Genomic DNA, 15406 nt, shown 5'->3' with positions numbered 1-15406 from the left:
GACTCAAGGAACTAACTGACAGGCTCCAGTTCCAACATTACATTCAGTATCCTGATGCAATGATGCATTACCTCGTAATTGTGCTGTAAATGTGACCAAACCATGCGTACGATAATCAGTCACAGTAGGAGTAACACCATTGGCACAAGCAGAAGAAACATAGGTAGGAGCAACCATATTATCAGCAAAATTTGCCACGACAGAGTTTATATACGTTTTGGCTTCCGCGAGACAAGCACTATTTGCGGAACGTTGCATATAATCACGATACGCAGGCAAAGCTACTGCAACAAGAATACCAATAATTGCCACCACAATCATTAACTCTATTAAAGTAAAACCTTTTTGCATGATCATAACTCCATTTATTTATCAATATTTAGAACGATATCGATAACCAAGCAACTATTATACCAATCATAAAAACCGACAAAATTGAGCATAATATGCTAAAAATTAGACTCACCATTTTTCTCAGATTTGTGCTTTCTTATCTCCTGTAACTCATTTACCCACTCCTTATATCCACCAGCAGTCAACCCATCCAATAGTGCTTTCACCGTTGGCTCATCTACAGTTGACACGTCGACAAATTTCCTAAAAAATACAATTGCATGATCACGACGCTTGCTATTATAGACTTTATTAGCAGCTTCAAAATACCATAAATCATCCACATTTTCTTTTTTTTCAATAACATCCATTGATTCAAGCAATCTGTTTTCATCAATATCATAACCTTTCATAAAGTTATCTAACAAAGCATCCAATGACTGTTTATTCACACGTTTATCTGATGTAGCACGCAAACTATCCTGATAACGTTGCCAATCTCGTGTTTCTGTCGTACCTAAAATAGATTTATATATAATAATATTTGCAGTTAATGAAGGTGAGCTAACATGCTGAAGTGCTTGCTCTGTGACAGAAATTGCTGAAGTTAAATACTGAGGATTCTTGGTAAAATTATACCGATCAAAATAAGCTGCCGCATACTGAGTCCATGCTCGCACAGATGCTGGTGACAATTTTGTCAGTTTTTGCCCAAGTCGTGCAGCATCTCCCCAAATATAGGTCTGATACAGAGTACTTGTTCCCAACAACAATATAATAGCTGCAAATACACCATATATTACTTGTTGTTTAAGTTTTAAGCGCTGGAAAATCAATAAGATCAAATCACTTAACGCAAGAATAGCACCTATCATTGGAAAATGATTACGATGTTCAAAAACTAATTCTAATAGAATGATATTACTGGAAATAAGATGGCCTGCAAAAAACAATAACACACCAAATGCAAATAAAGGGCGGATATGTCGCCAACACCAAGCCCACACAATCAAAACTGCAATGATAAATAAAGACGGTAAGGTCGTCCAAGGCTGCAACAAACTACGTGAAACAGGATAATCCTCATAGATAAAAGGCAAACGGTCAGACAAGGGGAAAATAATCTGCCCCAAATACATCATCAAAACTCGACCCTGAGTGAGTAGACGCTCTCCACTATTAAAATCTCGTCCTGAACAAATATTCCAACAACCATATTTAGGTATAATCACAAAACAATAAGCGACGATCCCTAGAACCACAAAAAGACTATAGCCCTGCTTTAAACCTCTCGTTACAACAGCTTGTCCAGCCTGAAAACGCAATACGGTTAACTCTAATAATAATGTGAATACAGGCAATAACACTGCATCATCCTTACAAATCAAAGCAAGGAACCAAAATACAATAACCCCTATACCTTGAATGCGACCTCGTCCTCCAGCAATCTGATTTTGTCGCATCAACAGATACGTCCAAAGCGACAACACAACAAATAAAGTCGCCATAGTTTGCATACGTTGTACAATATATAAAACCGAGGAAACCTGTAACGGATGAACCGCCCATAGTAGAGTGAGGATCAAAGCCCCCCATGCTGCATGTTGTGGAGTCCATTTTGCAAGTAATAATAATTGTCTAAAGAAAAAAGCCAGAAAAAATGTTGTAATCGCATGAATAAAGATATTCGTCGCTTTAAACGCACCTGCATCCATACTGCCTGTACGCCAATAATCAAAAGCAAAGCTTGCCATCGGCAAGGCTCGGGTCCCATCACCATCATGAAAGCTTAGCCCAGCATAAATTAAATTATCAATATTTAATTCGTGAATATAAAGAACATAATTTGAAAGAATATTAATACCATCATCCAATAAAAACCCCCCATTCAACCCAGGTAAAAATAAAATAATAACAAATAGTACAATCACAAGAGTTGTAAGGGTAAAACGCATTTAAATATCCCTAAATAAAATCTTATAAAAACTGGAATCTATAGCTAAAATAAAGCAATTTATTACTTTAAACAGAAATAAAAAAAGCACTCTAAAGTGCTTTTTATAAAATTACATATAAACTATAATTATGGTGCTAGATTACAACTACCAGTAGCACCATTACAAATCGTATTTTTCAATATAGCAGCATTACCACGAGTTTGCGGAATGAAAGTAACGTTAGTACCGCCCGTATATGCAGTACGAGCACTAGCCCCCGTAACAGCACTACTAGCCAAACAAGCAGAATAGCGAGGGTTAGATGGCGTACGTAAATCAGCAGAGTCTGCTACGGCTGTACCCATATATGCTTTTGCCTCACCTAAACATGCACTGTTTGCAGAACGTTGCATATAGTCACGATAAGCAGGTAGTGCGATCGCAGCCAAAATACCAATGATCGCTACAACGATCATCAATTCGATAAGAGTAAAACCCTTTTGCATTGATTTCATAACATTTCTCCAATGTATAAATTTTTATAAGCCTTTCGAGCTACTTTGTATTTAGCATGTTCTATGCCAATCCTTAGCTTAGCCAATTTTAACGCAAAAAAACAGAGACTTAAAGAATATTCTATTTGCTCACATATAAACCAATACTGACATAAGAAGAAATAAAATGACAAAAAATGTCAACTTTCGCTTTTTATCTTTAAAGTAGTAGCGAATCAATCTTGATTATTTTCGAATTGTTTTAAAAATGAGCGAAATAAATCACAAAAAAAATCTTTATAAAGCTAAAAATTTAATCAACCGTTTATCGGAATAAAGAAAGCATCCTTTCAATGGAACTTTAAATATACAGATCAGTATATTTACAATTCATTCCAAAAACAATAACAAAGAAATCAATTTATTTCAGTATAATAGGCTCATTAGGTAGTTCATTTTGATCTTGTAGATCAGTTTTTACATAGTATTGATCCAATACTTGCCCAATTTCATTCACACCATTAGTCACAGCTCGCAAGTATTCTTTCTGGACTAAGGTAACGATGATGTTTTGGCAAATTTTATTCCACGTCTCGGTTTGTGTCGCATGTTTTAAGCCACGATCAATCACGATTTCAACTTTGCGCTCACAAAGGTTTAAGTAAAGTAATACACCACTATTGAGTTCGGTATCCCATACCCCCAACTCAGCGAAAAGTTGTTGAGCACGTAAACGTGTATTTTGATGATAGGCTTGTGAACAAGGAATATGCCCCTCTATCACTACCTGAATTTCACCGACATGACCTTTTTCAGCCTGTTGCACAGCGTTGGCTATGTGCATTCTATCTTGCTTATTGAAATAACGATGCGTGGAAGATATATAAAGGAAGTGTTTAAACCAACGCTTTAAACTTGGTTGAACATGCTCATCCAGTTTAGGCTGGGTAATAATCTGTGTTGTATCTGTCTTTGTTACCATGAGCCTGATGCTCCTCCCCCACCAAAACTGCCGCCACCACTATAACCACCTCCGCTGCCACCACCAAAGCCTCCTCCACCGCCCCCTCGTCCACCACCTGACAAAAAGGCTTGAAAAATAAGCTGTGCCAATGAAGTAATCAGTAGAAAGAAAATTCCGATACCTAATAACAGGCTCATCACAAGACCAGCACCATTGACCAGTCCCGCAACAGTTGCTGCCACAGCGGCAGTGGAAGCACTTAAACGATTACCCACAATAAATGAACCTACAACACCAGCAATCAGGATAAAGAGTGCCATAGTCAATGTGTTGTCTTTAGCTTGCTGCTCATGTAATGCTTGGTCATGCCGATCCTTAAGTTCTTGTGCAGCCTGTTGGGCAATTTCAGGGTCAAGGTTTACAATACGGCTAATTTCATCCAGTCCAGCTGAAATTCCCTGTGCATATAGTCCCTGTTTAAATGAAGGCGTAATTTGGTTGCGAATAATACGGCTGAGCACCACATCAGGTAAAACACCTTCTAAACCATAGCCCGTCAATATCTGAATTTTACGGTCATTCACCGCAATTGTCATCAGCAAGCCATTATCACGTTTTGCTGAGCCAAGCTGCCATTTTTCACCTGTGCGCAAGGCAAAATCAAAAATCGCTTCCTGACCTGTGGTGGGTACAATAATGACACCAATTTGAGCTTTACCCTGTTGATAAAGCGCTAGAATTTTTTGATTGAGTTGCTGTATTTCAGCCTCGTTCAATATCTTAGCCTGATCAATCACAGGTTGGTTTAAAGTGGGTAAACCACGTATAGATTCCCCATCTGCCATATCATTGGCAACTGTAGGTAGTACAGGAGGCTGTTCTGTGGTTGTCGATGACTTATTTTGTTGCTGCTGTTGCTGAATAATTTTTCCAGCAACCACTAGATCACCTTGATCTGTCGCAGTGGCGATCTCAGCCCAGGTTGTATGTTGAAAACAAAGCATCGCAAAAATGATGGCTAAAATATATTTTAATTTTTGCTTTAACTTGATCAACATACGCCCCTCCTAAGCCGAAAACAATTTCAACGATTAATTAAATGAAACTGTTGGCGCCTGTTGTGCAGATGAGTCTGCCTTAAAATTTTCTTTGGTTTTCATCCCAATTACTTTTGCAGTCATCACTTGCGGGAACTGGCGGACATAGGCATTGTAGTCCTGAACCGTTGTAATATAACGGTTACGTGCCACAGCAATACGGTTTTCCGTTCCTTCGAGCTGGGCTTGCAAATCACGGAACTGTTCATTGGCTTTTAGATCAGGATAGTTTTCAGAAACTGCAATCAAACGTGATAAGGCACCCGTCAACTGGCTCTGTGCCTGTTGATATTTTTCAAACAGCGCTGGATCCTCCAGCACTTCCTTATCCACTTTTAAACCTGCAACATTGGAACGCGCCTGCGTGACCTCTGTAAGCACCTGCTCTTCATGTTTGGCATAACCTTTCACTACATTGACCAAATTAGGCACAAGGTCAGCACGGCGTTGATACTGGTTTTGTACTTCAGACCAGGAAGCATTCACTGCCTCATCTTTCACCTGCAAGGTGTTATAGCCACAGCCTGTGAACAATAAGGTGCTTGCCAATACAGTTGCGAGCGCAGTTTGTTTGATCACTTTCATAAAAAATTTATCCTCAAGTTCTTCTTTATATTTGTGCATAAAATCATTGTAATAATATTTTTTGTTTGCTGTGTAACATTTATTTGTTGAAATCTTTATATCATTGCATAGAGTCATCTGAAAACTTACTATTTCCCTTTCATATTAGTCTATAATAATTTTTTGTTTTTCAGAGCATTAGTGAATGATCATCCGTTTGTGCTATGTAAGTCAACGAGATCAAAATCGAGAAAATCTATTGGAGGAATTACAGGATATTCTCATCACAGCACGTAATTTTAATGCTCAGCATGATATCTGTGGTGTGCTTTATTATGCCGACCATAGGTTTTTTCAATGTCTGGAAGGAGAGAAAAGTATCATTGAAACACTTTTTACAAGTATCCAGACTGATGAACGACATTATCAGGTTATACATCTACAAACAGAAAATATTGAACAACGTCATTTTAGAGAATGGTCAATGAAATATGTACGACGCAATTCAATCCTAAAAGCATTCTTAAAAGAACAAAATGACCAACAGTCTTCTCCTGATCAGTTAGATTCAGAAAGCTTAACCAAATGCTTAAATGCATTAATAAAAGCGACTCAAAATAAAGTACAGCCAAAGAGAAAAATTGGTTTTAAGTATAGGGGGGTCAACCCTTTAATATAGAAATTAATTTTCCATTCAATAGAATTTTATTTAGCTTTAGTAATTTAAATTGATACGTCAAATTGCTGTTTTATTCATAAAACCCATACCTATTACCCTATTCCCACATAAATAAACCTTAATTTTCAGTAAATTCATAATGTTAAAGTAATGTACACTTTTGTAAAAACCAATTTAAAAACAAAACAGCAAAAAACAACCATAAATAAATGATATATAAAAACTTTTTGTAATAAACTAAATTGTTAATTTTGTTTATTTTTTATACAAATGTAAGCCATTTCCTACAATCATGTAAGTTATTTCTTATTTTCGCTTTCATCTTCTTTTTTATAATGGAAAAACTCAGCAAGAAAGCGTTACTTATTGAATTCAATTAGAATATCTATAAAAAAACTGGCTTTCACGACCCTGTTTTTAGGTTTTTACAAACTCAATAAGTAACAGTAGCGAATAACAAAGATGAGTACCCTGTTCTTTCTACAGCGCGGAAAGAACAGGGTAATATTTTTAATGTTCAATTAGAGTGAGAGTAGAGTATGTATATATTGAAAGATGTACTGGTGTTTTCCATATCAGCGATTGCTTTATGCCTTTTTATTATTTTTTTCAACCATATTGGAATTCCTCCCATTTTTAATCTATGTCTTTCAGCATTTATATATGGTGTCTTTTGTGCTTATTGCTTTTATAACACCAAATTCATTCTTTCATTACTTAGTATTTTCTACATCAGTATTCTTTTTATGAGTTTAGATTCAAAAGTAATTTTGATGTTTTTAATTACTCTCACCAGTTATTTAAATATAAAAGCTATAATTAACTACTTGTTAAAAGTATATCAAAATAAAATGTTAAACAACAAAATCTCAGTATTCATGGAAACAGAAAGATAAATATCTAAAAAAACTGAGCTATTTTATATATAAAATAGCTCTTACCCAATCAATATCAACTATAGAGTCTTGAAGCTGTTTCCTCCTGAAAAGAGATCATGCCATACTCATCGGCCATTCGTGCTTTCCAGTAATTCACCAATTTCGTATAGTCATGCTTTGCAGGATGAAAATCAGCCTGATAATAAGAAAGGTATTCTGGGATCAATTGAACCAACATCTTAGCTAATAAATAGATTCCAAACAGGTTTCCACCAACTTTGGGCAAACTTTCCCATTTATCCTGCCAAATCAATCGGGTGGTGGCATAAAATGTTAAGCTCGCAAACCCTGTTGTTACACTACGCATGAGCAGGCGGCGAATACGATCATCACCATAAATTTCCTGATACACATCGAATGCAACAGAACGATGCTCAATTTCCTCAATCGCATGCCAAACCCAGAGTTTCATTGCATCATCATCCAGCGTGCTCAAGACTTCTGGATGTTTAAGCACATATCCTCCCAACATGGCAGTAAAATGCTCAAAGGCACAGGTTAAGGCCAACTGTAATTTAGGGTGGATATTCCGAAGTGCATGATCACGCTTTGCCAGCCATGCCTGAAAGCGGTCCAGATTGTAATCATCACGACGCCATGCATCATTAAACTCGGTATGGGCCTTGGAATGCATCGCCTCCTGCCCAATAAAGGCAGCAATTTGCGCTTGTAACTGTGGGTCTCTTACTTTATCACGCACATTGCGAACACTGTTGACAAAATACTGTTCACCAATTGGAAAGGTTGAAGAAAGTGCGGTTAAAAGATGTGACATTAACGGTGAGTTGGCAAAATAATGCCGTTTTATCTTTTTAGGGTTGAACTGTAGCCGTCGTACCGTAATCCCCAATGCCTTGGGGCGATTTAAATAGGTTTTTTCCATATTCGTATTTGCAAGAGCCATCGTTGTTGCCTGCATGATTTCCTAGTCCATCTTCGAGTATTGCGCCAGAAAAACCTCAGCGACAGGGCGAAAAAGCTTATAAGGTTTGCCAAAACTACCAAAAAGATGAAGTGAAAAAGATAAAGCCTGCATAAGCAGGCTTTATTGAAATACGACTTATAGAATGTTTAATTAGACACCAAGATAATCCAAGATTCCTTCAGCAGCTTGGCGACCTTCCCAGATTGCAGTCACAACCAGATCAGAACCACGCACCATATCTCCACCTGCGAAGATTTTTGGGTTAGATGTCTGGAACTTGAACTCTTGCTGTTCAGCCGCAACCACACGACCTGAACCATCCAAGCCAACATTCGCTGAACCAAACCAGTCTGCTGGACTTGGACGGAAACCAAAGGCAAGTAACACCGCATCTGCTGGTAATACTTCCTCAGAACCTGGAATTGGCTCAGGACTACGACGGCCACGACTATCAGGTTCACCCATCTGTGTCGTCACCACTTTCACACCAGTCACTTTGCCATTCTCGCCAACAATCTCGATCGGTTGACGGTTGAACAGGAATTTTACACCCTCTTCATAGGCATTCTTCACTTCACGAGCAGAACCTGGCATGTTGCTTTCATCGCGACGGTAAGCACAGGTCACATCATGCGCACCTTGACGAAGTGAGGTACGGTTACAGTCCATTGCTGTATCACCACCACCAAGAACAATCACCTTTTTACCATCGACACTGATGTACTCACTTGGATCTTTTTCCCAACCTTGGCAACGATTCACGTTGGCAATCAGGAAATCCAATGCATCGTAAACACCGTTGAGGTCTTCACCTGGAAAGCCACCTTTCATGTAGGTGTAGGTTCCCATACCCATAAATACGGCATCGTATTCAGCAAGCAGTTGTTCAATCGTGACATCCACACCAATTTCAGTATTTAAACGAAACTCAATGCCCATCCCCGTGAAAATTTCACGGCGACGCTTCATCACGTCTTTTTCCATTTTAAATTCTGGAATACCAAATGTGAGCAGACCACCAATTTCAGGGCGCTTATCAAATACCACTGGTTTCACACCACCACGGGCAAGAATATCCGCACAGCCTAAACCTGCTGGACCTGCACCAATAATCGCAACCTTTTTATCTGTCCATTTCACGCCAGACATATCTGGACGCCAGCCTAAAGCAAAGGCAGTATCATTGATATATTTTTCAGCATTACCAATGGTCACTGCACCAAAACCATCATTTAAGGTACAAGCGCCTTCACACAAACGGTCTTGCGGACAAACACGACCACAGACTTCTGGCAAAGTATTGGTTTGATGGCAAAGTTCAGCCGCTTGGAAGATTTGACCTTCAGCAATCAGTTTCAACCAGTTTGGAATGTAGTTATGTACTGGACATTTCCATTCACAATACGGGTTACCACACCCTAAACAGCGGTGGGTCTGATTTGACGCCACTTCCGCAGTAAAAGGTTTATAAATTTCCACAAACTCTGCTTTGCGGACAGTAATATCTTTTTTCTCTGGGTCCTGACGAGGTACATCCAGAAATTGAAAGTCATTATTGAGGCGTTCTGCCATGTCTCTCTCCGTGGGTAGGCGCAGTGATGTCATTCATCTCTGCACCTGCCTATGTCGTTGCAGTCGTGGAATTATTGTGGATCAGCTTGGGTTGTTTTCAAAAGCGTTTGCAAATTAGCAGCTTTTGGTTTCACAAGCCAGAACTTACGACTATAGAAGTCAAATTCATTACGGATTTTGTATGCCCAAGCACTACCTGTTTCCTTGATATGTTCATCAAGAATACGCAACAGGTTTTCTTTATGGTCTTCCATCGACTCCGTAGAGATACGATTCAGGTCAATCAACTCGTGGTTATAGTAATCGACAAAGTCATTATCAAGGTCAAGCACGTAAGCAAAACCACCTGTCATACCTGCACCGAAGTTATGTCCAACTTTACCAAGCACAGTCACCACGCCACCTGTCATATATTCACAGCAATGGTCGCCTGCACCTTCAATCACGGCAAATGCACCTGAGTTACGCACCGCAAAACGCTCGCCTGCTGTACCTGCTGCAAAGACCTTACCGCCTGTTGCACCATATAAACAGGTGTTACCAATAATCGCAGTATTTTGCGTTTGGAACGGTGAACCTTTCGGTGGGAAGATCGATACACGACCGCCTGCCATACCTTTACCAACATAGTCGTTGGCATCACCTTCAAGCTTGATATGCAAACCGCCTGCATTCCAAACACCCAGTGATTGACCAGCTGTACCGACAAGGTTCATTACAACAGGGCTGCCTTCCATGCCTAAGTTGCCATAACGACGTGCGATTTCACCAGAGATACGAGCACCGATTGAACGGTCACAGTTGCCTACAGTAAAGTTAAATGAACCGCCTGTACCTGCTTCAATCGCTGGTAACATCTCAGCCACCATTTTCTCAGCCAAGACACCTTTATCAAATGGTGCATTGCCTTGAACTTGGCAATATTGCGCCTTGCCTTCAGCCGATGGATGAGACGTTAACAATGCACTTAAATCAAGGTGTGCATGTTTATCAGTTTCACCAGGTAAAACTTCAAGTAAGTCCACACGACCAATCAAGTCTTTGAGTGATGCAACACCCAATGCAGCCAGCCATTCACGGGTTTCTTCTGCAATAAACTTGAAGAAGTTGATCAGCATTTCTGGCTCGCCAATATAATGCTCTTGACGTAAATGATCCTGTTGGGTTGCAACACCTGTCGCACAGTTGTTCAAGTGACAGATACGCAGATATTTACAACCGAGGGCGATCATTGGAGTAGAACCAAAACCGAAGCTTTCCGCACCTAAAATCGCTGCCTTAATCACGTCTAAACCAGTTTTCAGACCACCATCAGTTTGGACACGGACTTTGCCACGTAAGTCATTCACACGCAACGCTTGATGCGCTTCACTCAGACCTAACTCCCATGGAGAACCCGCGTGGTGAATTGAAGAAAGTGGAGATGCAGCCGTACCACCGTCATAACCAGAAATGGTAATGAAGTCAGCGTATGCTTTTGCCACACCCGCAGCAATCGTACCTACACCTGGCTCAGACACCAGTTTCACTGACACCATCGCTTGAGGATTGACTTGTTTTAAGTCAAAGATCAATTGCGATAAATCTTCAATCGAATAAATATCATGGTGTGGTGGTGGAGAAATCAGCGTCACACCTGGTACTGAGTAACGTAAACGTGCAATCAGGCCATTTACTTTACCACCTGGTAACTGACCACCCTCACCTGGTTTTGCGCCCTGTGCCACTTTAATCTGCAACACTTCAGCAGAAGTTAAATAGGCAGGCGTAACACCAAAACGACCCGATGCAATCTGCTTGATTTTCGAGTTACGGATGGTGCCATAACGTGCAGGGTCTTCACCGCCTTCACCTGAGTTCGAACGACCACCAATGGTATTCATGGCAATCGCAATCGCTTCATGCGCTTCAGGTGACAATGCACCCAAAGACATGCCCGCAGAGTCAAAGCGTGGCAGAATCTCTTCAATCGTTTCAACCTGATCAATCGCAATTGAATCGGTTGTTTTTAACTTGAACAAGTCACGAATCGTTGCCACTGGACGGTTATTCACCAGTTCAGCATATTCTTTAAAGTCTTGATATTGACCAGAACGTACCGCTCTATGCAATGCATTGATTACATCTGGGTTAAAGGCATGATATTCCTTACCAAATACAAATTTAAGCAAACCACCCTGATCAATTGGTTTACGATTTGACCAAGCTGTGCTTGCCAATTTTTTCTGGTCATTTTCCAGGTCAGCAAAGGTTGCACCCTGAATACGGCTTGGTACACCAAGGAAGCATTTATCAACTACCTCAGAAGAAAGACCAACCGCTTCAAACAACTGACCACCACGATAAGAGGCAACTGTTGAGATACCCATTTTAGAAAGAACTTTTAATAGACCTTTCTCAATGCCTTTACGGAAGTTTGCTTGCGCATGGATTGGGTCACCCAATAGCTCACCTTTTGCAACCAAGTCATTGATCACATCATAAGCCAGGTAAGGGTAAACCGCTGTTGCGCCAAAGCCGAGCAATACTGCAAATTGGTGCGGATCACGGGCAAAACCAGTCTCAACTAGAATGTTCGCATCTGTGCGTAAACCAGTTTTAATTAAGTGGTGATGCACGGCACCTGTTGCCAATGCTGAATTCGCAGGTAAGAAGCCTTCACGGAAATTCTTATCTGTTAATACAATCAGTGTTTTTCCATCACGTACTGCCTGAGCTGCTTCTTCACAAATACGCGCAATTGCTGCCTGCAACCCTTCAGCTTCAGCATAGTTCAGGTCAATATCAACAACGCCATAGCCTTCGCGCTCTTTTTCGACATCACGAAGCTGCTGCATTTTTGAGTTTGATAATACAGGGCTTGAAATGATGATACGGTCTGCATGCTCTGGACCTTGCTCAAACACATTCTGTTCACGGCCCAAGCAAGTTTCCAGTGACATTACAATCGATTCACGCAATGGATCGATTGGCGGATTGGTCACCTGCGCAAACTGTTGACGAAAATAGTCAGACACATGACGTACTTGACGGGACAATACTGCCATTGGGGTATCATCACCCATTGAGCCGACTGCTTCCTGACCACTTTCTGCGATTGGACGTAACAGTTGATCGCGCTCTTCAAATGTCACCATAAACATTTTTTGCGCGGCTTTTAGCTTGTCACCTGTTAGCCCCTGATCAAGCAACTGCTCTTCAAGCTGTGGATTGGCTTGTAAACGAATCGCATGATCACGCAACCATTCACGGTATGGGCGCATGTTCTTAAGATGATTGCTAACATCTTTGGTATCCAGCACTTTGCCAGTCAATGTATCAACAACCAAAATTTGACCAGGACCAACACGACCTTTAGACACCACGTCTTCTGGCTCATAGCCCCATACACCGATTTCAGATGCAAGCGTAATGTAGTCATTTTTAGTGATGACCCAACGCGCTGGACGCAAGCCATTACGGTCAAGCATACAGATGGCATGACGACCGTCCTGAATCACCAGACCTGCTGGGCCATCCCAAGCTTCCATGTGCTTAGAGTTAAATTCATAGAATGCACGTAAATCCGCATCCAAGGTTTCAACGTTTTGCCATGCTGGTGGAACAAGCATACGTAGCGCACGGAATAGATCCATGCCACCACCCACAAGAATTTCAAGCATGTTGTCCAAGCTTGATGAATCCGAACCAGTACGGTTTACGATCGGATTAAGCTCAGTTAAACCTGGCAATAATGGATTTTCAAATTTAGGGGTACGTGCCAATGCCCAGTTACGGTTGGCAGTAATGGTGTTAATCTCACCATTATGCGCAAGGTAGCGGAATGGTTGTGCCAATGGCCAACGCGGCAAGGTATTGGTTGAGAAACGCTGGTGGAACACCACAATGTGTGAAGTCAAACGTGCATCAGCCAGGTCGGTATAAAAGTCAGCAATTGCTGCTGGCATCATCAAGCCTTTATAGCTGATGACTGTTGTCGCCAAAGTGGTGACATAGAACAAAGGATCATTTTGTAATTGTTGTTCAGCACGACGGCGTGCCAGGAAGAGTTTACGGTTAAACTCAACCTCAGTTAAGCCCATTGGGCAATTAACCAGAATTTGTTCAAATGCAGGCAACGATTGCAGTGCAATTTCACCTAGAGCATCATTATTTGTGGGTACAATACGCCATGCCGCAACAGTCAGGCCTTCAGCAGCAATTTCCTTATTTAGGATATTCTTGGCATTTTGCGCTAATGCAGGATCAATATTGAGAAATATTGTACCTGCTGCAAAAATCTCAGTGAGATTTGCACCTAATTTCTGTGCCTCATCACGAAAGAACTGTTTCGGCATTGCCAACAACAATCCGCATCCATCTCCCGTTTTACCATCTGCGGCAATACCACCACGGTGCGTCATGCAACTTAAACTGTGAATCGCGGTTTCGACCAGATGATGGCTTGATTCACCCTTCATATGGGCAATCAGACCAAAACCACAGTTATCCTTAAACTCATCAGGCTGATATAGACCTTGAGCGGGAGCTACAGTATTAGGCGATGGCATGTGCATAGCGTACCCTTCTTTCAACATGGCTCTTTCGAGCAACAAACAATCAATTCATTTTCTGCGATATTGTCGATTAACTCATTTAAAGTTCAATGCTTCGCAAAAACATTTTCACTGGCGGATTTGCAAATATACGCCTTTCTTATACAAGAATCAGCGTATTTCACTATATAAAGTGTTTTCAGTTATTACACTTTAACAAATACTTGTAAAGTATAAAAAACTTTCCATTTCACTCAATTAATGAATTTTTTAGCACAAAAAAGGGCAATGAGCAGACAAATTAGCACCACAAGAAAGCAAAAAATATGCCAAATAAATACACATTTACTAAATCATTAAAAAAATTAAAATAACTTTAAATTATAGAAACTAAGAACTAAAGGCCAAGAAATAAAATTGCACCAAAAAAAATCACAATGCCATAAAAAGAATCAACATTGTTTCATATTGGTGCAACATTAGTTGAATGGATCACTGATCTCTCTTCTCTGGGAATCTGAATTTTCTTTTAATTTTTCAGAACTGGAAGTGGGTTGAGGTGCAGACTGACTCTGTTTTACATTCACAACATTCCCCTGCGCATCACGTTGTGTCACTGTCGTTTTCACGATTGTCGTTGGATCACTTAATGTTCGCTCACCCCCAGCCAACACTGTTTTTTGTGATGTGTTGGCACCAATCAGCAGAGTTTCATCAACTTTCGGAAGAGCTACTGGTTTTAATTGAATCGCATATAACTGATTTGCAGCAGATTTTAATTCATCAGAACCCAAATCATTTACAAAATCAGCATAGGTTGATAGTTGCTGGGCTTTGGGATGAATAGATTCAGGCAAAACCAGATTCAATTGTGTAAATTGACGGTTTGCGTCTTCCGAATTCGAAAATACGCCATAAGCCAAAACATACTGCTCAGCCTGGTCCTGACCACTTAAACGGAAATAGATAAACTTTTTCCGATCAGCACGGTTTAACAGGAAGTTTTTCACAATCGCCTCATCTGAACTACGGAAAATTTCCATGGTCCATTGACGCTGATTTTCCTTAACAAACTTTGTGCCGCGAAATTCAGGCGCATGCTCATTAGACACCACCACCCGTGTGGTTAAATCCAATGGCTTTACTTCATCAGAAAGGGCTCCCAAATGGGCGGTCGCAGCAACTTTCTCTGGCTGAATCTGCACCTGTGCTTCAGTTTTAGCTGGCTGTTCGACCTCTACCAACGCTTTATTATCTGTAATCGCCCAAAAAACCAATGCGGCAATTAAACAAGCCAACGCAAAAACCAGCCAACTGTACTGTTGAATATTTTGCCAGATTGATCGTGACACAGCCATGCTTTTCCCA

General features: G+C 40.5%; 11 protein-coding genes. 1 reads left to right on the top strand and 10 read right to left on the bottom strand.

The genetic code is table 11. From position 1 onward, the window contains the following. Positions 1 to 3 precede the first annotated feature (3 nt). The 6 genes from QLH32_RS12470 to QLH32_RS12445 form a co-directional block, all read right to left on the bottom strand. Positions 4 to 351 carry a pilin gene (locus tag QLH32_RS12470; protein ID WP_349307076.1) on the bottom strand — a complete coding sequence of 116 codons (348 nt, stop codon included), beginning with the start codon at positions 349 to 351 and terminating at the stop codon, positions 4 to 6. 98 nt (positions 352 to 449) lie between these two features. Continuing rightward, the gene (locus tag QLH32_RS12465; RefSeq protein WP_283266477.1) at positions 450 to 2288 is read right to left on the bottom strand and encodes a hypothetical protein; all 1839 of its coding nucleotides are present in this window, start codon (positions 2286 to 2288) and stop codon (positions 450 to 452) included. A gap of 128 nt (positions 2289 to 2416) precedes the next feature. Further along, positions 2417 to 2776 (bottom strand): pilin, encoded by a 360-nt coding sequence (locus QLH32_RS12460; protein ID WP_432442317.1) that lies wholly within the window; start codon positions 2774 to 2776, stop codon positions 2417 to 2419. 409 nt (positions 2777 to 3185) lie between these two features. Next, a complete protein-coding gene (locus QLH32_RS12455) occupies positions 3186 to 3746 on the bottom strand; it encodes a TPM domain-containing protein (protein WP_283266475.1) in 561 nt (186 codons plus the stop codon). Continuing rightward, positions 3740 to 4732, bottom strand: coding sequence for a TPM domain-containing protein (locus QLH32_RS12450; RefSeq protein ID WP_432442316.1), 993 nt, complete (start codon positions 4730 to 4732; stop codon positions 3740 to 3742). The genes QLH32_RS12455 and QLH32_RS12450 overlap by 7 nt, the downstream gene beginning before the upstream one ends. Positions 4733 to 4819: 87 nt before the next feature. Next, on the bottom strand, positions 4820 to 5410 hold the full coding sequence (locus QLH32_RS12445; protein WP_279958691.1) for a LemA family protein: 591 nt from the start codon (positions 5408 to 5410) through the stop codon (positions 4820 to 4822). A gap of 184 nt (positions 5411 to 5594) precedes the next feature. Between QLH32_RS12445 and QLH32_RS12440 the strand changes: the two genes are divergently transcribed. After that, complete coding sequence (locus QLH32_RS12440) at positions 5595 to 6068, top strand: BLUF domain-containing protein (RefSeq protein WP_283266473.1); 474 nt, start codon at positions 5595 to 5597, stop codon at positions 6066 to 6068. 951 nt (positions 6069 to 7019) lie between these two features. Here the strand turns inward: QLH32_RS12440 and QLH32_RS12435 are convergent. The 4 genes from QLH32_RS12435 to QLH32_RS12420 form a co-directional block, all read right to left on the bottom strand. Then, positions 7020 to 7910, bottom strand: coding sequence for a metal-dependent hydrolase (locus tag QLH32_RS12435; protein WP_283266472.1), 891 nt, complete (start codon positions 7908 to 7910; stop codon positions 7020 to 7022). Positions 7911 to 8081: 171 nt separating this feature from the next. Next, positions 8082 to 9503 (bottom strand): FAD-dependent oxidoreductase, encoded by a 1422-nt coding sequence (locus QLH32_RS12430; RefSeq protein WP_267980785.1) that lies wholly within the window; start codon positions 9501 to 9503, stop codon positions 8082 to 8084. Positions 9504 to 9574: 71 nt separating this feature from the next. Then, on the bottom strand, positions 9575 to 14053 hold the full coding sequence (gene gltB / locus QLH32_RS12425; protein ID WP_283266471.1) for a glutamate synthase large subunit: 4479 nt from the start codon (positions 14051 to 14053) through the stop codon (positions 9575 to 9577). 464 nt (positions 14054 to 14517) lie between these two features. Next, complete coding sequence (locus tag QLH32_RS12420) at positions 14518 to 15396, bottom strand: hypothetical protein (protein WP_283266470.1); 879 nt, start codon at positions 15394 to 15396, stop codon at positions 14518 to 14520. Positions 15397 to 15406 lie beyond the last annotated feature (10 nt).

The organism is Acinetobacter corruptisaponis (assembly GCF_030053775.1).
GTDB classification, from domain to species: Bacteria; Pseudomonadota; Gammaproteobacteria; order Pseudomonadales; family Moraxellaceae; genus Acinetobacter; species Acinetobacter corruptisaponis.
This window is presented reverse-complemented; position numbering and strand designations above follow the sequence as displayed.